This is a genomic window from Halomicrobium urmianum, from assembly GCF_020217425.1.
GTDB lineage: Archaea > Halobacteriota > Halobacteria > Halobacteriales > Haloarculaceae > Halomicrobium > Halomicrobium urmianum.
This window is the reverse complement of record NZ_CP084090.1, coordinates 1,332,177-1,354,438: the sequence shown is the minus strand read 5'-3', so window position 1 is coordinate 1,354,438 and position 22,262 is coordinate 1,332,177. Positions and strand designations below refer to the sequence as shown.

Annotated in this window: 21 protein-coding genes; 3 read left to right on the top strand and 18 right to left on the bottom strand. The window is 71.4% G+C overall.

The window, feature by feature from the left end; translation table 11 throughout:
* Window positions 1-192 precede the first annotated feature (192 nt).
* On the top strand, window positions 193-1,347 hold the full coding sequence (gene dgoD / locus LCY71_RS06495) for a galactonate dehydratase (protein ID WP_225335549.1): 1,155 nt from the start codon (window positions 193-195) through the stop codon (window positions 1,345-1,347).
* On the opposite strand, the gene LCY71_RS06490 is transcribed toward dgoD, so the two are convergent.
* From LCY71_RS06490 to LCY71_RS06480, 3 genes are all read right to left on the bottom strand, one after another.
* Window positions 1,348-2,304: an ABC transporter permease gene (locus LCY71_RS06490; RefSeq protein WP_225335548.1), complete on the bottom strand. Its 957-nt coding sequence runs from the start codon at window positions 2,302-2,304 to the stop codon at window positions 1,348-1,350.
* Window positions 2,301-3,224: an ABC transporter ATP-binding protein gene (locus LCY71_RS06485; RefSeq protein ID WP_225335547.1), complete on the bottom strand. Its 924-nt coding sequence runs from the start codon at window positions 3,222-3,224 to the stop codon at window positions 2,301-2,303. Before LCY71_RS06485 ends, LCY71_RS06490 begins: the two co-directional genes overlap by 4 nt.
* A 125-nt stretch (window positions 3,225-3,349) precedes the next feature.
* Entirely contained in the window at window positions 3,350-3,607 is a 258-nt protein-coding gene (locus tag LCY71_RS06480; protein ID WP_225335546.1) for a DUF7967 family protein, read from the bottom strand.
* A gap of 78 nt (window positions 3,608-3,685) precedes the next feature.
* Between LCY71_RS06480 and LCY71_RS06475 the strand changes: the two genes are divergently transcribed.
* The gene (locus tag LCY71_RS06475) at window positions 3,686-5,038 is read left to right on the top strand and encodes a four-carbon acid sugar kinase family protein (protein ID WP_225335545.1); all 1,353 of its coding nucleotides are present in this window, start codon (window positions 3,686-3,688) and stop codon (window positions 5,036-5,038) included.
* 80 nt (window positions 5,039-5,118) lie between these two features.
* Window positions 5,119-6,432 (top strand): nickel pincer cofactor-dependent isomerase, group 22, encoded by a 1,314-nt coding sequence (locus tag LCY71_RS06470; protein WP_373325157.1) that lies wholly within the window; start codon window positions 5,119-5,121, stop codon window positions 6,430-6,432.
* A 41-nt stretch (window positions 6,433-6,473) separates the two neighbouring features.
* On the opposite strand, the gene LCY71_RS06465 is transcribed toward LCY71_RS06470, so the two are convergent.
* From LCY71_RS06465 to LCY71_RS06395, 15 genes are all read right to left on the bottom strand, one after another.
* On the bottom strand, window positions 6,474-7,745 hold the full coding sequence (locus LCY71_RS06465) for an MFS transporter (protein WP_225335543.1): 1,272 nt from the start codon (window positions 7,743-7,745) through the stop codon (window positions 6,474-6,476).
* 115 nt (window positions 7,746-7,860) lie between these two features.
* Window positions 7,861-8,628: a GTP cyclohydrolase IIa gene (locus LCY71_RS06460; RefSeq protein ID WP_225335542.1), complete on the bottom strand. Its 768-nt coding sequence runs from the start codon at window positions 8,626-8,628 to the stop codon at window positions 7,861-7,863.
* 9 nt (window positions 8,629-8,637) lie between these two features.
* Window positions 8,638-8,832, bottom strand: coding sequence for a hypothetical protein (locus tag LCY71_RS06455; RefSeq protein ID WP_225335541.1), 195 nt, complete (start codon window positions 8,830-8,832; stop codon window positions 8,638-8,640).
* Window positions 8,833-8,913: 81 nt separating this feature from the next.
* The gene (gene ribB, locus LCY71_RS06450; RefSeq protein WP_225335540.1) at window positions 8,914-9,609 is read right to left on the bottom strand and encodes a 3,4-dihydroxy-2-butanone-4-phosphate synthase; all 696 of its coding nucleotides are present in this window, start codon (window positions 9,607-9,609) and stop codon (window positions 8,914-8,916) included.
* Complete coding sequence (locus LCY71_RS06445) at window positions 9,596-10,291, bottom strand: DUF120 domain-containing protein (protein ID WP_225335539.1); 696 nt, start codon at window positions 10,289-10,291, stop codon at window positions 9,596-9,598. Before LCY71_RS06445 ends, ribB begins: the two co-directional genes overlap by 14 nt.
* 173 nt (window positions 10,292-10,464) lie before the next feature.
* Window positions 10,465-10,812 (bottom strand): monovalent cation/H(+) antiporter subunit G, encoded by a 348-nt coding sequence (gene mnhG / locus LCY71_RS06440; protein WP_225335538.1) that lies wholly within the window; start codon window positions 10,810-10,812, stop codon window positions 10,465-10,467.
* A 2-nt stretch (window positions 10,813-10,814) separates the two neighbouring features.
* On the bottom strand, window positions 10,815-11,108 hold the full coding sequence (locus LCY71_RS06435; protein WP_225335537.1) for an MrpF/PhaF family protein: 294 nt from the start codon (window positions 11,106-11,108) through the stop codon (window positions 10,815-10,817).
* The gene (locus LCY71_RS06430) at window positions 11,098-11,670 is read right to left on the bottom strand and encodes a Na+/H+ antiporter subunit E (protein WP_225335536.1); all 573 of its coding nucleotides are present in this window, start codon (window positions 11,668-11,670) and stop codon (window positions 11,098-11,100) included. Before LCY71_RS06430 ends, LCY71_RS06435 begins: the two co-directional genes overlap by 11 nt.
* Complete coding sequence (locus tag LCY71_RS06425; RefSeq protein WP_225335535.1) at window positions 11,667-13,253, bottom strand: complex I subunit 5 family protein; 1,587 nt, start codon at window positions 13,251-13,253, stop codon at window positions 11,667-11,669. Before LCY71_RS06425 ends, LCY71_RS06430 begins: the two co-directional genes overlap by 4 nt.
* Window positions 13,253-13,606 (bottom strand): sodium:proton antiporter, encoded by a 354-nt coding sequence (locus tag LCY71_RS06420; RefSeq protein WP_225335534.1) that lies wholly within the window; start codon window positions 13,604-13,606, stop codon window positions 13,253-13,255. The genes LCY71_RS06425 and LCY71_RS06420 overlap by 1 nt, the downstream gene beginning before the upstream one ends.
* Window positions 13,603-14,067, bottom strand: coding sequence for an MnhB domain-containing protein (locus LCY71_RS06415; protein ID WP_225335533.1), 465 nt, complete (start codon window positions 14,065-14,067; stop codon window positions 13,603-13,605). The genes LCY71_RS06420 and LCY71_RS06415 overlap by 4 nt, the downstream gene beginning before the upstream one ends.
* Entirely contained in the window at window positions 14,064-16,412 is a 2,349-nt protein-coding gene (gene mbhE, locus LCY71_RS06410) for a hydrogen gas-evolving membrane-bound hydrogenase subunit E (RefSeq protein WP_225335532.1), read from the bottom strand. The genes LCY71_RS06415 and mbhE overlap by 4 nt, the downstream gene beginning before the upstream one ends.
* A 145-nt stretch (window positions 16,413-16,557) precedes the next feature.
* Complete coding sequence (locus LCY71_RS06405) at window positions 16,558-19,740, bottom strand: PAS domain S-box protein (protein WP_225335531.1); 3,183 nt, start codon at window positions 19,738-19,740, stop codon at window positions 16,558-16,560.
* A gap of 225 nt (window positions 19,741-19,965) precedes the next feature.
* Window positions 19,966-20,949 (bottom strand): 4-demethylwyosine synthase TYW1, encoded by a 984-nt coding sequence (gene twy1 / locus LCY71_RS06400; RefSeq protein ID WP_225335530.1) that lies wholly within the window; start codon window positions 20,947-20,949, stop codon window positions 19,966-19,968.
* A 41-nt stretch (window positions 20,950-20,990) separates the two neighbouring features.
* Entirely contained in the window at window positions 20,991-22,142 is a 1,152-nt protein-coding gene (locus LCY71_RS06395) for a sensor histidine kinase (protein WP_225335529.1), read from the bottom strand.
* Between the last annotated feature and the right edge of the window lie 120 nt (window positions 22,143-22,262).

Here is a 22,262-nt window from a genome sequence, read left to right as displayed (position 1 = left end):
TCCCGCACGAGGCGGTGCGACCGCAGCCGACGGCGGCCTACCGCCGTCAAAGCGCTCCGGGACCCACGCCACGGGTAAGAGAGCGGGCCCGACGGCCGCGTCCGACCAGTGCGGGGCCGCCACTCCGGGGCCCGCGGGGGCCTCTGGACCTTCAGGAAGGCCTATCCGCGCTCGCGCATTTGTGACGTGATAATGACTCGCATCGCCGATTACGAACTGTTCGAGGTCCCGCCGCGGTGGCTGTTCCTCCGGGTGGAGACGGCCGACGGCACCGTCGGCTGGGGCGAGCCCGTCGTGGAGGGCCGCGCGAAGACCGTCCGGGCCGCCGTCGAGGAGCTGATGGACAACTACCTGCTGGGCGAGGACCCGACGGACATCGAGGACCACTGGCAGACGATGTACCGCGGCGGGTTCTACCGCGGCGGTCCCGTCCTGATGAGCGCTATCGCGGGCGTCGACCAGGCGCTGTGGGACATCAAGGGCAAGCAGCTGGGCGCGCCCGTCCACGAGCTACTGGGCGGCAACGCGCGGAACCGCGTCCGCGTCTACCAGTGGATCGGCGGCGACCGCCCCAGCGAGGTCGCCGACGAGGCCCGCCAGAAGGTCGATGCGGGCTTCACCGCCCTCAAGATGAACGCCGTCTCCGAACTCGAACGGATCGACGACCCCGCCAGCGTGCAGGCGGCGGTCGACCGACTGTGCGAGGTCCGCGAGGCGGTGGGCGACGAGGTCGACGTCGGCGTCGACTTCCACGGCCGCGCGACGAAACCCATGGCCAAGCGCCTCGCCGCCGCGCTGGAACCCCACGAGCCGATGTTCGTTGAGGAGCCCGTCCTCCCCGAGCACAACGACGCCCTGCCGGAGATCGCCGCGCACACCACGATCCCCATCGCGACGGGCGAGCGCATGTACTCGCGGTGGGACTTCCGGGACGTCCTCGAGGACGGCGCGGTGGACGTGATCCAGCCCGACCTCTCCCACGCCGGCGGCATCACCGAGGTCAACAAGATCGCGTCCATGGCCGAGGCCTACGACGTGGCGCTGGCGCCCCACTGCCCGCTCGGACCCATCGCGCTGGCCGCCTGCGTGCAGGTCGACGCCTGCTCGCCCAACGCGCTCGTCCAGGAGCAGAGCCTCAACATCCACTACAACGAGACGACGGACGTCCTGGATTACCTCGCCGACCCCTCCGTCTTCGAGTACCGCGACGGCTACGTCGGGATTCCAAGCGATCCGGGCCTGGGCATCGAGATCGACGAGGACCACGTCCGCGAGCAGGCCGAGAAGACCGTCGACTGGCACAACCCCGTCTGGCGCCACGAGGACGGCAGCGTCGCCGAGTGGTAGCTACATGTCCGACCGCTCGAACACCTGGTATCCCAGGTACAGCGGCACGAGCATCCAGAACAGGAGCACGGCGACGGCCGCGCCGTCGGAGAGGTAGAACGGGACCGATCCCTGAAGCTCCTGGGCGACGACCTGGCTGCGCAGTCCGCCGAACATCTGCGCGCGCGCGGCGTGCTCGGCGTTCCCGGACAGGGACTGGACCAGCGTCTGGTAGGCCTGCGTGGGGTTGAGCAGCTTCACCGCCAGCTCGGCCTTGATCGTCGTCAGCGACTCGACGTCGGTGTACTCCCGGAGCAGCGAGCCCGTCCCGCGGGCGGCGCTGTTCCAGAGGGCGAAGAAGTAGATCCACAGCCCGCCGACCACGGCCAGCGAGCGCCGCGTCGTCGAGGTGCCCGCGGAGATGCCGACGGCGGCACCGACGAAGACGACGCCGAGCAGCATCGTCAGCGCGAAGAACGCCAGCAGCGACTCCGCCTGGACGTTCGCATCGGCCCCGGCGAGTTCCGGAATGACGACGGCGTACTGGAGGACGAGCGCCCCGAGCAGGGGGACGAGCAACACTGCCGACCGGCCGACGAACTTCCCGATCACGACGTCGAGCCGGTCGTAGGGCAGGGATAGCAGTAGCTTCATCGAGCCCGACTCCCGCTCACCGGAGATGGCCGCGTACCCCAGCGCGATGGCGGCGATGGGGACGACGACGGACATGATGCGCAGGCGGCCGGCGATCAGCACGGCGGAGATGCTCTGTGCGCTCCCGAAGTCGGTGTACAGCGCGATGATCGGCGGGACGACGAACAGGACGGCGAAGACGACCGCCAGGATCACCAGCGCCCGGGAGCGGATCGTGTCTGCGAACTCCTTCTTCGCGATGGGGTACCAGTCGAACCCCTGGAGGCGCTCGTCGATGGGCGCGACTGCCTGGCGGAGGCTCGCAGTCGCGTCGTCGGCGCTCATGCTTCCACCTCAGTGCGGTCGACGTAGGCGGCGAAGACGTCGTCCAGCGAGGCCTCCTCCGTCTCGAAGTCGGACACCTCGACCCCGGCCTCTTCCAGGGCGCTCAGGACGGTCATCTTCGCGTCGCCGTCGCAGGTGACCCGGAGGCGGTCCTCGCCCGCCGTCGCCACGGCCGAGACCGGTCCGAGGGGTTCGACCGCGTCGACGGCGGCGTCGAGCGGCCCCGCGACGGTCACGACGAGCGTCGTGCCGGTGTCGGCGGCGTCGCGCAGTCCCTCGACGCTGTCCTTGGCGATGACCTGCCCGTCCTGGAGGATGCCCACGGTGTCGCAGACGGCCTCGACCTGGCCGAGGATGTGCGAGGAGAAGAAGACCGTCGCGCCGCGCTCGGCCTCCTCGCGGATGATCTCGCGCATCCGGCGGGCCCCGTTGGGGTCCAGTCCGGTGGAGGGCTCGTCGAGGATCAGCAGGTCCGGCTGGTCGACCAGCGCCATCGCGAGCACGAGGCGCTGGGCCATCCCCTTCGAGTAGTCGCCGGCCTTCCGGCGGGCGTCCTCGGCGTCCAGTCCGACCCGGTCCAGCAGGACCATCGGGTCGTCGTCGGCGTCCTTGGAGTCGATCACGAACTCGACGTGCTTGCGGCCGCTCAGCCGATCGTAGACGTCGTACCCCTCGGGGAGGAAGCCCGTCCGGTCGCGGATCCGCTGGGACCCCTCGCGGACGTCGTATCCCAGCACCCGAGCGGTCCCCGAAGTCGGGCGCACGAAGTCGAGCAGCACGTTGATCGTCGTCGACTTGCCCGCCCCATTGGGACCCAGGAAGCCGAAGATCTCGCCGTCTTCGACCGTGAGGTCGACGTCCTCGAGGGCGGTGACGTCCCCGTACCGCTTCGTCACCCCGTCGAGTTCGATTGCACTCATTGGCGAGGTCTTTACCGTCCCGACGTATAATCCTTCTTGGACTGGAACGAACCGGGCCGAGACGCCCGCTGCTCGGACTCTCTGGCGGCTCTCGCCACCGTCGCCCCCCTCGTCGCGGCAGTCGCTTACACCTCCTCGTCGGGGTCGTGCCGCTCGGCGATGCGCGCGGCCTCCGCGGCGTAGCGCTCCCGATCCTCCTCGGGGACGGGTTCGAGGTCGTCCTCGGCCACGTCGACGGCGGCGGTCGTCGGCTTCTGGCGCAGCATCTGGGTCGACCGCTGCTGGGTGTGCTGGTACTCCCCGTCCGGGGTCGCGTACACGAGCGTCACGAGGTTCTTGTCCCAGTAGTCGCGCTCGACGAGCCAGCACCGGGTCTCGCTCATGGACCCCGCTTGGCCCGTCGGTGCCTTGTAGTCCCCGGTCGCCGCCGCAGTTTTGTCCCCGGCCGCTGATGAGCGTGTATGCACTCGGTGGCCGTCGTCGCCGACGACCTGACGGGGGCGATGGACACGGCCCAGGGCTTCGCCGCCCGGGGCTACGGTACGGCCGTTGTCGTCGACCCGTCGGCCGCGGGGAGCGCCGGCGCCCTCGACGAACCCGTCGTCGCCATCAACGCGGACAGCCGGTACGCCGACCCGTCGGCGGCCCGCGACGCCGTCGCGAACGCGGTGACGGCCGCGCCCGCGCGCGTCGTCTACAAGAAGGTCGACTCGACGCTCCGGGGCAACCTCGTCCCAGAAGTCGAGGCGGCGCTGTCCGCCTCCGGCGCCGCCGTCGCCCTGGTCGCCCCGGCCTTCCCCGCCACCGGTAGGACGACCGAGGGCGGCGTCCACCGCGTCCGCGGGACCCCCGTCGCAGAGACGGAGCACGCCGACGACCCGACGGGACCGACGAGTTCGTCGCTCGCCGACCTGTTCGCCGACGCCGCCCACCCCGTCGAGGCCGTCCCGCTGGACGCCGTCGCGGCGGGCAGCGACCGGGTCGCCGCGGTTGTCGGCGAGGCCGTCGCCGCGACCGACCGCCCGCCGATCCTGGTCTGCGACGCGACGACGGCGGACCACCTGGAAGCCATCGCGGCCGCCGGGAGCGAGTTCGACGCGCTGTACGTCGGCAGCGGCGGTCTCGCCGAGCGCGTCCGCGTCCCGGGTGCGAGCAGCGAGGTCGCGAGCAGCGCGGACGACCGCAGGGAGTCCGCGAACAGGGCGAGCGGGAGTGAGCGAAGTGACCGACACGCGAGCAGCGCGGACGACCGCGACGAGCGATCCATCGGTCCGGGCGCGCCGCTGGGCGTCGTCGGCAGCGTCAACGAGACGACGCTGGCCCAGCTGGCGCGGGTCCCCGGCGACACCGTGATCGAACTCGACGGGGCCGCCGCCCTCGCGGGCGGGGACGAGGCGACTCGCGCCGGGAGCGCGGCCGCCGACCGCCTCCGCCGCGGCGAGGCGGCCGTTCTGACGGCGGCGACCGACCGCGACGCCGTCGAGCGCGCCCTCTCGGCCGGCGCCGAGCGCGGACTGGGAGACGACGCCGTCCGCGAACGGATCGCAGGCACGCTCGCGGCGGCGGCTGGCGTCGCCGTCGACGAGGGATCGCCTTCGGGGCTCCTGGCGACGGGCGGCGACGTGGCCGTCGACGTCCTCCGGGAACTCGGCGCGACCGGCGTCCGACTGACCGGCCGGGCCGTCGAGGACGGCGTCCCCGTCGGCCGCCTGCTCGACGGCCCCGCCGCCGGGACGCCGCTGGTCACCAAGGCCGGCGGGTTCGGGAGCGAATCGACGCTCGTCGACGCGCTGGACCTGCTCGATGGCGGGTGACCCGATCGCGGCCGCGGCGGAGCCCCGGGGCCGACGCGGACCTTCATATTCTATCGCGCGCTAGACCGGCTATGACCGAGATTTCGCTCGACGTGCCCGACCCGGAGCACCTGGCGCAGGCCAACGACGCCACGGCGGCGGACCTCCCGCGGGTAGCTCCGGCCAGGGTCGAGTGGGACGCAGATTCCATCGCGGACGTCCGTGCCGCGGGCCGCGAGGCGGTGGCCGGCCTGCCGGCGCTGGAGTCGCTCCCGGTGGGAGCCAGCGTCGCCGTCACGGCCGGGAGCCGAGGCATCCGCGACGTCCCCGAGATGCTCGCGGGCGCCGTCGCCGAACTGCAGGAGCGGGGGTACGAGCCGTTCGTCTTCCCGTCGATGGGGAGCCACGGCGGGGCGACCGCCGAGGGCCAACGCGAGGTGCTGGCAGACCTGGGGGTCACCGAGGCGTCGATCGGCTGTCCGATCCGGGCGAGCATGGACGTCGTCGAAGTGGGCGAGCGCGAGGGGCGTCCGATCTACGCCGACCGGATCGCCAGCGAGGCCGACGGCGTACTGCTGGCAAACCGGGTCAAGCCCCACACCGACTTCTCCGACGAGGTGGAGTCCGGCCTCTGCAAGATGGCCGTGATCGGGATGGGGAAACAGGAGGGGGCGGAGACGATGCACAACGCGGCGCTGGCGGGGGACATGGGCGAGGAGATCCGCGAGCGGGCGGCGATCCTCTTCGAGGAGCTACCGATTCTCGGCGGCCTCGCGCTGATCGAGAACGCCGCGGACCGGGCGACCCACGTCGAGGGCGTGCCGACCGGGGCGATTCTCGACCGCGAGCCCGAACTGCGCGACCGGGCCTACGAGGAGCTGCCGACGCTGCCCGTCGACGACCTGGACCTGCTGATCGTCGACGAGATGGGCAAGGAGGTCAGCGGCACCGGCCTCGACACCAACGTCATCGGGCGCACGTACTTCCGCGGCGAGGACGAGCCCGAGTCACCCGACTACACGCGCATCTACGTGCGCTCGCTGACGCCGCCCTCGCACGGCAACGCGTTGGGGGTGGGACTGGCCGATATGGTCCACCGCGACCTAGCTGCCGAGGTCGACCTGGCGGACACGTACCTCAACATCGCCACCAGCGGGGAACTGCGGCGGGCGAAGCTCCCCCTCGTCGCGCCGGACGACGAGACGGCCGTCCTGCTGGCGCCATCGACGACGGGGACGCCCGACCCCGGCGAGCTACGGATCGCCCGCGTCCCGAACACGATGGAGCCCGGGGAGCTGGTCGTCTCCGAGCCCGTCGCGCGGGAACTGGCCGACCGGGACGACGTCACGGTCGGGGAGCTGCGGCCGATGACCTTCGAGGACGGCGTGCTGCCGGCCGACCCGTACCTGCACTGAGCCGCGTCCGCGGCGGCGTCAGCGATACCGCCCGCGCCGCGTCACCGCTCCAGCGCCCACAGCAGCACCGTCAGCGCGAGCGCGGCGACCAGCGCCGCGGCCAGCAGGCCGAAGGCGGCACGGAAGCCGACGGCCTCGGAGACGTAGCCGACGACGCTCGGCCCGACGGCGCCGGCGCCCATCAGCAGCGTCCGAACCGCGCCCAGCCCGCCGCCGGCGACGTCGTCGGGGAGGACGGCCATCAGGTAGGCGCCGCGGACCGGGCGGAACCCGTGGGAGCCGAGGCCGAGCGCGACGACGGCGGCCCCCAGCGCGAGCGGCCCGCCCGTCGACGAGAGGGCCAGCACCGCGACGAGGCCGGCCGTCGCGAGCGCGAGCGCGGCGGCCAGCACCGGCAGCGGGCCGACCCGGTCGCTGGCCTCGCCGGTCACCAACTGGACGAAGGTCACGAGGAAGAGCACGGAGAAGAGGAGGTTCGCAGTCGCCTCGGAGACGGCCGTCTCGCCGGTGAGGTACAGCGGCAGGAAGGCGACGGCGCCGTTGTAGGCGAACCCGAAGCAGACGGTCACGGCGACGAACGCCGAGAAGCGGACGTCGCGAAAGAGGTCGAGGTAGGTCCGAAGCGAAGCGCCCGCGGAGCCGGGGGCGGCGTCGCCGTCCGCACCCGGGTTCGGAGCGTCAGCGCCGTCGCGGTCCGGTGCCCCGGGCGCCGAGTCCGGTTCGGGCAGCCGCCGTGGTACACGCGCGACGACCGCCGCGGCCAGTCCGACCGTCGCGACGCCGGCCAGCAGGAACAGCGTCCGCCAGGGCGCTCCCAGGACGGGCGGCAGCGCGGTGACGGCCACCACCGCGGCCGGCGCGGCGACGCCGCCGAAGGTACCGAAGGTGTCGAAGATCCCCAGCGTCCGCCCGCGGCGCGCCGGATACGCGCGGGAGAGCAGTTCGACGGCGACGGTCTTGTACGTGCCCGTCCCCAGCCCCATGAGCGCGACGGCACCGACGAGCACAGGGAAGGGGGAGTCGACGACGAGCACCAGCGCGCCCGCGGCCGCTACCACTCCACCGGCGGCGAGCACGCGGACCGACCCGAACCGGTCGGCCAGCAGCCCGGACGGGAACTGCATGAGCGCGTAGACGAGCATGAACGCGGTGAACACGCCGCCCAGCGCCGCCCGCGAGACGCCGTAGGTGTCGCCGATGGTGCCGAACAGCGGCGGGAGGGCGTAGCGGACGAACTTCCCGAGGAACCACAGCACCGCGACGGCGGCGAGCGCGTCGAACCGCGCCAGCCGACCGAGCCGTCCCGCTACCACGCCGGTCCCCTCCCTGCCGGCGCGGGAGAGCGATCGGCCGTCGACGCCTCGCTCGCGTGGCTCACATCGCCGACCCTATCGACGGCGGCCACCTCACGGTTTCGATTCTACCGGTTCACGTCCGCGCCTCGACGGCCTCGTCGGTGCCAGAGACGACGCTCACATCGTCCTCGCGGGCCAGTTCGAGCGCCTCCTTCGCGGTCGATCCGGCCTCGACGGCGCGGGTGCCGGCGCCGACGCCGACGCGTAGCTCGACGCCCGTCTCCTCCGCGACGGCGTCGACGTGGTCCCGGTAGGTCGACCGCGAGAGCGCCGGGCAGACGGCGATCACGTTGTCGCCCCCGACGAAGAAGGCCAGCGCGTCGTCCTCGCGGTAGAGCTTCTCGGCGACGGCGGCGTAGACCCGCGAGACGGTCAGGTAGGTGCCGAAAGCGTCCCGGCTGTCGGTGTACCGGCCCGTCGCGTCGACGACGTCGTAGTGGGCGACGTGGAACTCGCCGCCGGCGTCGACCGGGTCGCCGCGGAGCACTTCGGTCCGGTCGGCGTCCTGGGCGCTGCCGGCGGCCTGGAGGCGCTCGGTCGCGTCGGCGACGGCCGCCTGGGGTGTCTCGCTGCCCCCGATACCGGCGCTGAGCGTGACGGGATAGCGGTTTCGAACTGTGCGCTGGAGGGCGCGGTGGTCCTCGCGGTCCATCCCGCCGGTGAAGGCGACGATGTTGTCGCCCCGCGTGTAGAAGGCGTAGCCGTCGTGCCGGCCGACGGCGGACGCGACGTCGGCGTAGAGGCGCGACTGGAGCGTCTGGAGGTCCATCTCGCGCCGCGGGGCCGGCGTCGTCGTCCAGGGACCGTAGTTGTCGAGCTGGAACAGCGTCGCCTGGATCATCGGGACGACTCACCTCCCGTCCGGGGCGGGCCCGCCGTCGACCGTCGCGCGGGCCGCGCCGCTTGCGGTTTCACCGCTCGCGTTTCCGAGGTCGCTCCCGCTCGCCCTGCCCGAGGCCTCGCCTCGCTCGGCCTCGCAGCCGTCTCGCTGGCGCCTGCGTTCATCTATCGGAGGGAGGGACAGGCCGTACAAAACGGTTTCCATAATCGTCACGCGTAACGTTATCGTTACGACGTGGTCGCGGCTGGTCGAGTGGCGTCTGGCGTCGGGGGAGGCGACCGGCCGCTACTCGAACCGCTCGACCAGCGCCGCGCCCTCGACGTAGGCCAGGCCCTCGCGGTCGGCGTAGGCCTTCGCAGCGCCGGGCGAGAGCGCCTCGCCGGACTCGTCGTCGAGCATCTCGCAGACGACGACCGCGGGCGGGCGGTCCGCCGCGTCCGCCAGGGCGAGACCGAGCTCCGTGTGGCCGCGGCGGTCGGCGAGTCCGCCGGGCGCGGCCCGGAGGAGGTGGACGTGGCCGGGCGAGCGGAACGACGCCGCGAAGTCGTCTGCGCCGGGCCCCTCGTCGCCCGCGGCGTCCCGGCCGTCCGCGGCGGCGTCCGCCAGCGCCGTGATGGTCTGCGAGCGGTCCTCGTCGGTGATGCCGGTGAAGGTGTCGCGGTGGTTGACCGTGATCGAAAAGGACGAGCGCTCGTCGTAGTCGACGTCGTGCCCGTCGGCGGCGGGGTGGTCGAGTTCCCCGCGGACGAACGGGAGGTCGTAGGTCGCGGCCACCTCGTCGGGGAGTGCAACGCAGACCAGGCCGCCGGCGTCGTTGCGCATGCGCGCGACGTCCGCCGGTTCGACGGCGTCGGCGGGGTAGATCAGGTCCGTCTCGCCCTCGCGGTCGGCGGCGTCGTGGACCAGCACCGGTCGCCCCCGGCCGAACGCGGCGACGGCGTCCTCGACGGCGCCGGCGGCGCGGTCGCTACTCCTCGACATGGATGGTCACCTCGTCGCCGTCGGCCAGCCCGAGCACTTCGCGGAGCTTCTCCGGCGCGATGATCTCCAGCTGGTCCTCGCCGTGGTGGGTCCGCTCGGGCGCGACGACGTGAGCGGGCTCGTACTCGCCGTCGCCCGCGACGACGGAGGCGGGGTAGCAGTAGGCCGGCCCGTAGGTGCGCTCGTCGTCCTCCCACCCCTCGATGGTGACCGGCTCGACGGCGCCCAGCCGCGCCCGCCTGCGGACGCTCTCGCCGACGAGGTCGACGTTCAGCGTCCCGGCGAAGGGCTCGTAGCCGAGCTTGTCGATGAACTGCTCCATGTATCCCGGGAGGGTGATGTAGTGCCGTCCCTCGCCCATGCCCGAGGTGACCACGCCAGTCAGGTCGACGCCGGACGCCCCCTCGAAGATCCGCCGGTAGTCGGCGTACTCGCGCTGGAGTCGCTGCTCGCCCGTCCCGGTGATCGACACCAGCTGGCCGTCGCTCACGATGTCGCGCTCGACCAGTCCGGCCTCCTCCAGGCGCTGGAGGCGCCTGGAGGCGGTCTGGTTCGAGGCATCGAGGCTGTCGGCCAGGTCGGCACAGGAGACCTTGCGCTCGCGGTCGAGGGCCCCCTCGACCGCGAGCAGTTTCAGCGTCGCAAGCTCGGCGTACCCGACGCCCCGCGCTGTCTCTGCCATACCCGGCGATTGCTCGCCTCGGGGGATAAGGATAACGGAAGTGGCACACGTTCCAGAAGTGGAAAAAGGAAGGCAGACCGGAACGCAGGTCACCGCTCGCCGGCCGCGGGCCGACGGGTGGACGTTCGACCGTGCCACCCACGGCTCTTGTGCCGAATCCGTTCGGGGCCTTGTCACTCCTCGTCGTCCTCCGGCGTCCCCGGCAGTTCGGGCCAGGTGACGTTGGACTCGAAGGGGATGCCCATCCGCTTGGCCGAGCGGGCGATCATGTGCGCGCCGGTCGGGACCGTCAGGAACAGGAAGGCGATGCCGACCAGCGCGGGCAGGCCGGTGCCGGGGCCGAAGTGGACGAACCCGGCGAGGAAGATGGTGGCGGTCCCGAGCGTCGTCGGCTTGCTCGTCGCGTGCATCCGGTTGTATACGTTCGGGAACCGCAGGAGTCCGATGGTCCCGACGGTCAGGAAGAACGCGCCGACGGCGATCAGTGCGATCTCGATCCAGGTGGTGAGCGTGGCGGCCATGGTTACTCGATGATGTCTCCCTCGACGACGAACTTCGCGACCGTGACGGTCGCGATGAACCCGATGATCGCGAGTACGAGCGACACCGTGACGAACAGCGGCCGGCCGGTCAGGACGGCGAAGAGGACGGCGATGGCGACGACGTTCGTCGCGATGGCGTCGAGGCCGACGACGCGGTCCGGGATGGTCGGCCCCGCGACGACGCGGTAGGCACAGAGGACGCAGAGTCCGGCGATCAGCAGCAGCGCACCCTGGACCGCCAGTTCGAGCACCGGGGCCGGCGCCTCAGTCGCCACTCTCCTCACCTCCCGTGACGATGACGTCGCCGGCCTCGTCGCCCGGGCGGCGCCGTTCGTTCAGCGCCACGAGCGCATAGTCCTCCCACTCGCGGATGGCGGCCACGACGTCGGACAGGTCCCGCTCGTCGATCACGTGGACGTAGATGGCGTTGCGGTCGTCGTCGTAGTCCAGCGCGACCGTTCCGGGCGTGAGCGTGACGGTGTTGGCGATGCTGGTGATCCCCAGTTCCGTCTCGACCCGCAGCGGGACGTAGATGACCTCAGGGGCCAGCGGCGGGTCCGGCGCGAGCGCCCGGTACGCGAGGTCGAGGTTGGCGACGACGACCTCGCGGCCGAAGGCGAGGAGGTACAGCGCCACGTACGGGAGCGCCCGGACGCCGCGGACCGGGTCGATCCGGTCGGGGTAGAACCGCCGGAACAGGTACGCGATGGGCAGTCCGATGGCCAGTCCGAACAGGAACTGGCCGGCGAGCGCCTCGGCGGTCGGCTGGACGCCCCGGACGAACACGAGCAGCGCCCCGAGCGCGACGCCGAACACCGGCCAGGTGCGCGTCTTCATTCCTCGACACCTCCGGTCGGAGCGACGACCTCCACGTACGCGTCGGTGTCGGTCGCCGCCTCGGCCGCGGCCTCCGCGAACGCGAAGACCACCTCGAAGCCGACGCCGACGGCCGCCACGGCCAGCGCCATGGCGACGACGACGGCGACCTGTGCCGGGTCGCGGACCGCCGTCTCCACCGCGGCCGTCCGCTCCCCCCAGAACCCGCGGAGCCAGGCCCGGGTCGTGTAGGCGATGGTCAAAAGCGACCCGCCGACCAGCACCGCGAGCGTCAGCGAGCGGTCGGCCCGGACGGCCGCGTCGAACACGAGGAACTTGCCGAAGAAGCCCGACAGCGGCGGGATCCCGATCAGCGCCAGCGCGCCGACCATGAACGCGCTGGACAGCGCCGGGAACCGGCCGGCGAGGCCGCCCAGTTCCGACAGCCGGCTCGTGCCCGCCGCGCTCCGGACGGTCGCCGCGGCCAGGAACAGCATCCCCTTCGCGAGCGTGTGGTTCAGCGCGTACACCAGCCCGGCGGCGACGGCCAGCTCCCGGGCCGGCGACGGGACGAGCGCGGCGATGGCCACTGGGATCGCGATGAACCCGACCTGGCCGATGCTGGAGTAGGCCAGCACCTCCTCGACGGAGCGGCCCCGGATCGCGCCCAGACCGCCGAAGACGACGCTCGCGGCAGCCATGAGCAGCAGCACGGGCCCGAGGAAGGCCAGCGGCGAGTCGCCTGCGACGCCCGGCAGGCTCACGGGGACGCTCGCCGGGGACAGGACGGTGAAGTACAGCCGCAGGATGGCGTAGACGCCCACCTTCTTGACGGCGCCGGCCAGCAGCGCGGTGGCCGGCAGCGGCGCTGCCGTGTAGGCGCTGGGGACCCAGAACTGGAAGGGAACGAGGCCGGCCTTCAGCGCGAAGACGGCGAACAGGAGCGCCGACAGCCCGACGACCGGCCCCACGGCGACGCCGGAGGCCGCCGGCCGGGCCAGCCGCCGGGCCATGTCGGCCATGTTGAGCGTCCCCGTCGTCGCGTACAGGCCGCCGATAGCGACGAGCATGACCGCACTGGCGACGATGTTGAGCACCAGGAACCACAGCGTCGCCCGCGTGTGCGCGACGCCGCCGTAGAACGAGACGAGGACGTAGGTCGCCATCAGCAGCACCTCGAACCAGACGAACAGGTTGAACAGGTCGCCCGTCAGCAGGGCGCCGGTGATGCCCACCAGCAGGAAGTGGTACAGCGGGTGGTAGTAGACGTCCTCGTCCTCCGGCAGGAGGTACCGGACCGAGGACAGCATCGCCGGCAGGGCGACGGCCGCGGTCAGGACGAGCACGAACGCCGACAGCGCGTCGACGACCAGCGTGATGCCGAACGGCGCCGGCCAGTCGCCGACCTGGTAGGCCACGGCCCCGGGGGCGTCCGGGGCGACGACGACCCGCCACGCGACCAGCGCGACGACGCCGGCGTACGCGACGACGCCGGCCACGCTGACCGACGTCCGGATCACGGGCCAGCGCCGCGTCAGCAGCGCCGCGGTGGCCGCGAGCAGCGGGACCAGAAGCGGCGCGACGGCGAGCGCGTCGGCCGCCATCAGCGCTCACCCCCGATCTCGAACACGTCGATGGTGTCGTGCTCCTCGTAGACGCGGTAGGTGACCACCAGCGCGAAGGCGGTCATCCCGAAGCTGATGACGATGGCCGTCAGCACCAGCGCCTGGACGAGCGGGTCGGCCGTCTCCGGGACCGCTCCCTCGGCCCCGTGACCGAGGACGGGGACGGACTCGACGCCCGGAACGGCGATCCCGGCGACCGTCAGCAGGTAGGCGTTGGCCGCCTGGCTGACGATGGCCAGTCCCCAGATCACCCACACGAGGTCACGGCGCAACAGCAGGTAGGTGCCGAAGGCGAACAACAGTCCCAGCAGCGTGGCGAGTACGAGCGTCATTCCGATCCCACCACCGAGAGGATCGTTAGCAGGCCGCCGACGACCACGCAGTAGATGCCGAGGTCGAAGGCGAGCGCGCTGGCGAGTTCGATCTCGTGGTACAGCGGCACGTCGTGGTAGATCACGAACGACTGGCTGAGGAAGGGGAAGCCGAAGGCCATCGCGGTCAGGCCGCTGCCGACGGCCAGCGCTAGGCCGAACACGAACAGCCGCCGGTAGGCGTCGACGATGCGGTCCTCGAACGGGTCCCCGCCGGTCTCGGCGACGCTGCCCAGCAGCGCCAGCTCGAGGAAGTCCAGTCCGTAGGTGATGTAGATCAGCACGAACGCGACGGCCGTGAGGACGCCGCCGATGAACCCGCCGCCGGGCAGGTTGTGCCCCTGGACGAACAGCGAGACGGCGACGACGACGATCAGCGGGACGACGGCCCGCGTCGTCGTCCGGGTGATGACCGTGCTCACGGCGACTCACCCCTGTCTCGGGTCAGGACGAGCGTCAGGATCGCGATCGCGGCGACGATGATCACCGCCGACTCCCCGAGCGTGTCGAACGCGCGGAAGTCCGTGAGGATCACGTTCACGACGTTGTGCCCGCCGCCCTCCGGGATCGCCTGCTCGGTGAAGTAGCCAGCGAGCGCGGACTCGGTCCGCCCGGCCGTCAGGAGGACGGTCACGAAGACGGTGGTGCCCACGCCCAGCGAGAGGACGACGTCCCTGACCGCGATCGACTCCTCAACCTCGCGGTAGTAGGCCGGCAGTTCCTCGATCACGAGCAGGAAGATCACCAGCGTCAGCGTCTCGACGACCAGCTGCGTCAGCGCGAGGTCGGGCGCGCTGGCCAGGATGTAGAAGATGGCGAGCATGAACCCCAGCACGGAGAGCAGCAGGACGCCCGTCACGTGCGACGGGCCCGTGGTCGCCGTGCCGGCCGCGATGACGGCCACCAGCAACACCAGCAGTACGGTCGGGGAGACGCTGATCAGGTCGACCGCGGGCAGTGCCAGCCCGGTCGCGGCGTAGCCCAGCAGTGCGAGCCCGCAGGCCGGCCCGACGAACCAGCCCACGTAGGTCCGCAGCAGGCCGTTCTGGATCCGCGGGACCGACGCCGCCCCGAGCCGGTCGACGCCGTCGAGCGCGCGGTCGTACCACCAGTTCGCCCGCGCGGGCGGCGCGCCGGCGACCGCTCCCCGGATCCCGCGGTGGAGGCGGTCGTACGACGGGTAGGCCGCCGCGCCGCCGCCGATGGCGACGGCCGTCATCGCCACCGCGGGGGACAGTTCCGTCGGAACCACATAGTGTGGGTCCCCGGGCCCGCCGCCGACGGCCGCGATGGCCGGTTCGATCACCGGGCCGACGGCGATTTCGGGCGCGATCCCGATCGTCCCGGCGACGACGGCGAGGACGGCCGGCGGAACGAGCATCGCGAGCGGCGGCCGGTGGACCTCGCCCAGCGCGGTCGGCTTCTCGCCGACGAACATCGCGAGGAAGCGAAGCGAGTACAGCACCGTGAACACGCTGGCCAGCGTCGCGAGGACGGGGAACGCCCAAGCGAGGCCGCCGAGTTCGCTGGCCGCCTCGTAGGCCGCTGCGAAGACCAGCTCCTTGGAGTAGAAGCCGTTGAAGAAGGGGATGCCCGCCATCCCGAGCGCCGCGACCGCGGTGATGGCGGCCGTGATCGGGAGGTCCCGCCAGAGGCCGCCGAGGTCGTTGATCCGCCGCGTGCCGGCCTCGTGGGCCACGATACCGGCCACGAGAAACAGGGCGGCCTTGAACGCGGCGTGATTGAGCAGGTGAAACGTACCGCCGGCCGCGCCGTAGGCCGTCGTGAACCCGAACGCGGCGACCATCAGTCCGAGGTGGCTCGCCGTCGAGTAGGCCAGCAGCTCCTTGACGTCGGTCGCGGCGACGGCCAGCACCGCGGTGACCGTCATGGTCACCAGCCCGACCGTGGCGAACAGCAGCGTCCACTCGGGGCTGGAGAGCAGCGGGCGGACCCGGCCGAGGAAGTAGACGCCGACCTTCACCATCGTCGCGGAGTGCAGGAAGGCGGAGACGGGCGTCGGCGCGGCCATCGCGTTGGGCAGCCAGAAGTGCAGCGGCACCTGCGCGGACTTCGACCCCGCGCCGACGGCGACCAGGGCGAGGACCGGGACGAACGCCCCTCGCTCGCGGAGGGCTGCCCGCATCGCGTCGGCGTTCTCCAGCATCGCCGTCAGCGAGAGCGTGGGTGACCCGAACGCCGCGCCCGAGGCCTGCCACAGCAACAGGAGGGCCACGAGCAGGAACAGGCCGCCGCCGACGGTGACGAACATCGCCATCCGCGCGGCGTACCGCGACTCGGGGTCGTCGTCGTGGTAGCCGATCAGGACGAACGAGGCGACGCTGGTCAGCTCCCAGAACAGGAACAGCGCGACCAGGTCCGCCGCCAGCGCGACGCCCAGGATCGAGCCCATGAAGGCCAGCAGGGCGCCGTAGTAGCGGACGAGTTCCCGCCCGCCGTGCAGGTAGCCGGCCGAGTAGGTGAACACGAGGACGCCGATGCCGCTGGCCAGCAGCGCGAAGAGCAGTCCCCAGCCGTCGACGCGGAACCGGAGGCCGATCCCCAGCGACGGGACCCACTCCAGCCCGACGGTGCCAGTCGCGCCGTACTGGGTCGCCAGCAAGGCGAAGCAGGCAGCGGCGACGGCCGCGCCGAGATAGCCGGTCTGCGTCCCGAGCAGGCGGTAGGCCGTCGGAACCAGCGCCACGGCTGTGAACGGGAGCGCGACCGCGACGAGAACGACCGGCAGGTCCGGGCCCGCCGTCATGCCTTCGCTGGCGCGGCCCGACGACGACTGGCTGACGTCGCGTCCATAGAGGTGCCCGTAACTAGTGTCGTCCGGAGGATAACTCCTGCGTTTTGGTCGTTCTCGGCCGGTTCTGCGAAGCCGTGGGGGCCGACAGCGGGGACCGTCACCGGTCGCCGTCCGCCGCTGGCAGCGTGAAGGTGACCGTCGTCCCCTCGCCGGGTTCGGAGTCGATCCGGATGTCGCCGCCGACAGACTCGCTTCGCCCGTCTGTCGAGCCCGCGCTCACCCCGTTCGCGCGGACGCCGCGGGACTCGCTCTGTTCGTCCTCCGAGCCCAGCCTCGCTTCGCTCGGTTGGACGCCGTGGCGCTCGACGATGCGGCGACACAGCGCGAGGCCGATGCCGGTGCCCTCGTGTTCCTCGTGGGTGTGGAGGCGCTGGAACACCTCGAAGACGCGGTCGGCGTCGTCCGGATCGATGCCGATCCCCCTGTCGCTGACCGAGATTGCCCACTCGCTTCCGTTCCGCTCTGCGCCGACGTGGATCCTGGGCGGCGCGTCGCCGGAGTACTCGATGGCGTTGTCGATCAGGTTCTGGAGCACCTGTCGAAGCTGGCCGCGGTCGCCCTCGACGGTCGGCAGCGACTCGGCGTCGATCTCGGCGTTCGTCTCCTCGATCCGGATCTGCAGGTCGTCGCGGACCTCCGCGAGCACGTCGTCGAGGTCGACGGGCTCGAACGGCTCGCCCCGGGTCTCGATGCGGGAGTACTCGAGCAGTCCCTCGATCATCTCCCGCATGCGGTCGGCGCCGTCGACCGCGAACGCCAGGAACTCCCGGCCCTCGTCGTCCAGCTCGTCGGCGTAGCGGCGCTCGATCAGCTGGAGGTAGCTGGAGACCATCCGAAGGGGCTCCTGGAGGTCGTGGGAGGCGGCGTACGCGAACTGTTCGAGTCGCTCGTTGGACGCCTCGAGCCGGCGCTCGTACTCCCGTCGGTCGGTGACGTCTCGCACGACGCCGACGCGCTGCTCCCCGCCGTCGCCGGTCTCCAGTATCGCGAACGTCGCCTCCGCGGGGACCCGGTCGCCGTCCCTCGTCTCGAGTTCGGCCTCGATCGGCGTCCCGTCGAAGCGCCCGTCGCGCATCTCGGCCTCGACCCCGCGGGCCGCCTCGGCGACGTCCCGGTCGACGACCGTCGTGACGTGCTCGCCGATCAGCTCCTCGCGGTCGTAGCCGGTCATCTCGGCGTACGAGTCGTTGACCATCGTGAACCGGCCGTCCTCGTCGACCACGTACACGCCGTCGTTGACGGCCTCGACGATGGTCTCGTAGCGCTCCAGTTCGCGCTCGCGCTCCTTGCGTTCGCTCACGTCCCGCACCACGCCGATCTCCTCCGACTCGCCGTCGCCCGTCTCCAGCGTCGCGAACGTCGCCTCGGCCGGCAACCGGTCGCCGCCGGCCGTCTCGATGTCGGCCTCCATGACCCGGTTCCCGTCGCCGCTGTCCAACGTCGCCCGCGACCGCTGGATGGTCGACTCGTCGACTACCATGGAGGCGTGCTCGCCGATCAGCTCCTCGCGGTCGTAGCCGGTCATCTCGGCGTAGGCCTCGTTGACGATCGTGAACCGGCCGTCCTCGTCTTTCACGTAGATGCCGTCGTCGATCGTCTCGACGATGGCCTCGTACTTGGTCAGCATCCGCTCGTGCTTCGTCCGTTCGGTGACGTCCTGCGAGGTGCCGAGCGCGGCGAAGACCTCGCCGTCCCCGTCGCGGACGGGCACGACCTGAAACTGGAAGCACCGCCCGTCCAGTTCCGCTTCGAACGAGTCGGCTGTCCCTTCGAGGGCGGCCTCGTAGCGGGGGACGAGTTCGGCCGCCAGCTCCGGCGACACCGCTTCGGCGACCGGCTCCCCTTCCAGTTCGTCGGCGGTCAGGTCCGCGATCCGCTCCGGTTCGCCGCCCACGGTCCGGTAGCGGAGGTCCTCGTCGACCAGGGCGACGGCGCCGTTGGGGAAGTGATCGATCAGCGTGCGGTAGCGCTGCTCGGACTCCTCCAGCTCCCGCTCCCGGACCGTGCGCTCGGTGATGTCGACTAGGTACCCCATGTAGTGGGTGATCTCGCCGGCCTCGTCGCGGACGACCTTCGTGGTGTCCTTCACCCAGCGGACCTCGCCGTCCTTCGTCCGGACGCGGTAGGGCTCGTGGCTGAACCGCTCGGTCGTCTCGTCGCTGTGTTCGGCGACCTCGGCGGCGATCCGGTCGATCTCCCCCTCGAGGAGCAGGTCCGTGTACGGGACGTCGCCGGACTCCAGCTCCGCCGGCGCGTAGCCGAACACGTCCTCGACGTTCTCGGAGACGTACTCGACCGGCCACCCCTCCTCGTTCTTCCACCGGAAGACGACCGCCGGCCCCTCGGCGAACGTGTCGCGCTCCTCCGCCAGTCGCTGCTGGGTGCGCTTGCGCTCGGTGACGTCGCGAACGATGCCGTCGAAGTAGACCTCGCCGTCCTCCTCGGTCCGGATCGCGGTCACCGATATCCAGATCGGCCGTCCGTCGAGGGTCTCCTGCTTTAGTTCCACGTCCTCGACGACCCCTTCGCGCTCGAGCCGCTCGCTGAACTCGCTGCGCTGCTCGGGGTCGGGGTAGAGCGCGCTGACGTCGCAGTCCAGCAGCTCAGACTCGCTGTCGGCGTCGAAGATCGACAGCATCGCGTCGTTGACCTCGACGAACTCCCCGTCGTGGCCGGGCGTGTTGCGGTAGACGCCGACCGGGAGCCGGTCGACGAGGCGCTCGTAGCGCTCCAGCTCCCGGTCGCGGTCGTCCCGGACGCGGTCGGTCTCGACGGCCGCCGCCAGGGCGTTCGCGACGCTCCGGAGGAAGGCCACGTCGGCGTCTGCGAACGCCCCATCCTCGGTCGCGTACGCCTCCAGGACGCCCCACGGGTCGTCCCTCGGGCCGACGACGACGCTGACGGCGGCGACGACGTCGCGATCCGTGAGCGCCCCGGCCGCGGCGGACCGCTCGTCCGCGCGCAGGTCGTCGACGGCGACCGGTTCGCCGGTCTCGAGGGCCCGTCCCGCCGTCGACCCCTCCGTCGGGACGGCGGCGGTGCCGACGAGCCCGTCGTCCCAGCCCGCGCCGCGTCTGAGGAGCGCTTCGTCGCCGTCGGGCCGCAGTTCCAGTGCCTGACTCAGCGGGACGTCCAGCCCCGCCGCAATCCCCACCACGACCTCGTCCAGTAGCCGCTCGAAGTCGCCCGCCTCCAGGGCCAGCCGACCGATATCGGCAACGAATTCCTGCCGCTGGGCCCGAGTACGAAGTGGCGATTCTGAGGGCGACGAGGATCCCATTCTAGCACATTACAACGATTCTGTCACTAAAACACATAGGTTAAGATACGATTCACTCGTCACCGTCCGAGGTCCTCGCGGCTCGCGTGTCGCTCCCTGCGGTCGCTCCCGCTCGCTCTGTCCGAGGTTCCTCCCCGCGGTCGGAACCTCGCGGCTCGCGTGTCGCTCCCTGCGGTCGCTCCCGCTCGCTCTGTCCGAGGCCTCCCGTCGGTCGGAACCTCGCACTCAGTAACTAACCACCGGATCCCGCTCCCAGAACTCGCTGCCCTTCTCCAGCTTCGGGACCCAAGTCTCCTCGTCGCGCGCGAGCACCGCGACGTGGGACTCCTCGACCTCCTTGATGACGTCGTGGTCGGGCAGGAACTGCTGGACGTCCTCGGTGAACGCGCGGACCTCGTCGTGACTGGGCATCGAGTCCCGGTCCAGCCGGCCCCGCGAGTGTCCGACGTGCATGTAGGCCTTCATCTCGACGAAGTCGGCGTTCGCGCGGTCGCACATCGCCGCGTACCACGCGGGGTGGTGCATGTTGTGGCCCTTGACCAGCGTCGTCCGGATTACGGTGCGTGTCTCCTCCTTCTCGGCGAGGACGTCTAGCGTGTCGATCAGCGAGTCCCAGGCGCCGTCCTCGACGGCCTTGACGGTCGAGTCGAACGTCTTGCGGTCGGGGGCGTCGACGGAGACGTACAGCTGCGTCGGGTCACAGTCGGCGAGCACGTCGGGGTTGGTGCCGTTCGAGACGAGGAAGGTGGTGATGTCGCGGTCGTGGAACTCCTCGATGAGCTCCGGCAGGTAGGGGTAGAGCGTGGGTTCGCCGTCCAGCGAGATGGCGACGTGGCGCGGCTCCATGGCCTCCTCGAACACCTGGTCGGGCACCTCGTCGTTGCCGCCGAACCCCGAGAGGAGCCGCTTCTGGAGGTCCAGCGAGGCCTCGGCGACCGCGGCCGGGTCGTCCCACTCGACGCCGTCCAGTTCGTAGGCGTGGCCGGCGTGGTCCCGCCAGCAGAAGACGCACCGCTCGTTGCACTTCACGACGGGCGTCATCTGGATGCACCTGTGCGACTCGATCCCATAGAAGATGTACTTGTAGCACTTGCCCTCCCCCCGGACGGCGTTGGCGGTCCAGCCACACGTCTGGGCGGCCGTGTGGTTCTCGCTGTGGTACTCCGGGTCGGAGACCTGCTTGGGACCACCAGAGTCGCTGTCGCTCATTGTCGTGGACCAGCGCCCCGAGGCAAAACAGGCTTTCGCAGCTACTCGCGACCGTCGTCCGCCGTCGTCGACCGGCTTCCGCCGCTCCCCGTCCGCGGCGTCGCCAGTGGCAACCGGACCGTGACGACCGTCCCGTCCGGGCCAGTCTCGGTCAGTTCGACGTCCCCACCGTACGTCTCGGTCAGCTGGCCGACGATGGCCGCTCCCAGCCGGCTCTTCTCGTCCAGCCGATCGACGCCCTGCGCGAACAACCCCTCGCGCAGGTCGGGCGGAATCCCCGGCCCGTCGTCGGCCACCTCGACGACGAGGTGCTCGTCGGTCGTCCGGCCCGTGACGGTGAGGCGGACGGGGGCGGCGTCGGCGTGCTCGATACAGTTCCGGAACAGCTCCTCGAAGAGCCGCCCGAGGAGGTCGTCGGCGCGCACGACCGCCGTCGCCGGCAGGTCCGACTCCGTCCGGAGGCGGTCGTACTGCTCGTCGAGCGTCCGGAGCTGCTCCTCGACGATCGGTACGGCGTCGATCGGTTCGAGGTCCGCCGCGTCCGTGCTCGCCTGAATCAGGGTGCGGACGTCGTCGACGGTCGCGGCCATGTCGTCGGCCTGGCGCCTGATGGCCGCGAGGTGCTCGGCGAGGTCGTCGTCCTCGGACTGCGACTGGAGGTGTGCCGTCCGCCCCGAGACGACGGTCGCCGCGTTCAGGACCTCGTGACGGAGGAGCGCGTTGAGGTACTCCAGCGACTCCTGTCGCCGCCTGGCCTCCTCGGCGCGGACGGAGGCACGCTCGGCCGCGAGGCGCTGCTCGGTCAGGCGAGCGCTGACGAAGCCGGCGAAGAAGCCAGCGCCGCCGCCGATCCCCACCGCCCACCTGATCGTCCCGGCCACCGCGACCCACGACTCGTGCAGCGTGACCGCGAAGACGCCGACGAGCGCGGCGAGCAGTCCCGCGCCGACGAGCGTCCACCGGACGATCCGAGGATAGGACTCCGGTGTGACCTCCGAGCGGCCGAGCCGATAGGCGCCGACGGCGAAGGCGACGTGGGCGGGGACGCCGGTGGCCACGCTGGCGAGGCACGCGCCCGACAGCTCCGCCCCGCTGGCGACCCGGAATCCGAGCCCAGCGGCGATGATCGCGATCAGGAAGACGTTGACTGCGATCAACGCGGTGGGACTCCGCCGGGCGGAGGGCACCCCCATTCCGATTACAGCCGATTGGCTGCGTAACCAATACCGTTGCGGGTGACTCACTCGGCGAGGGCGGGCCTGTCCGTCACCACACGCCCGCCCCACAAGCACCCCGCTCACGCCGGCAATAGA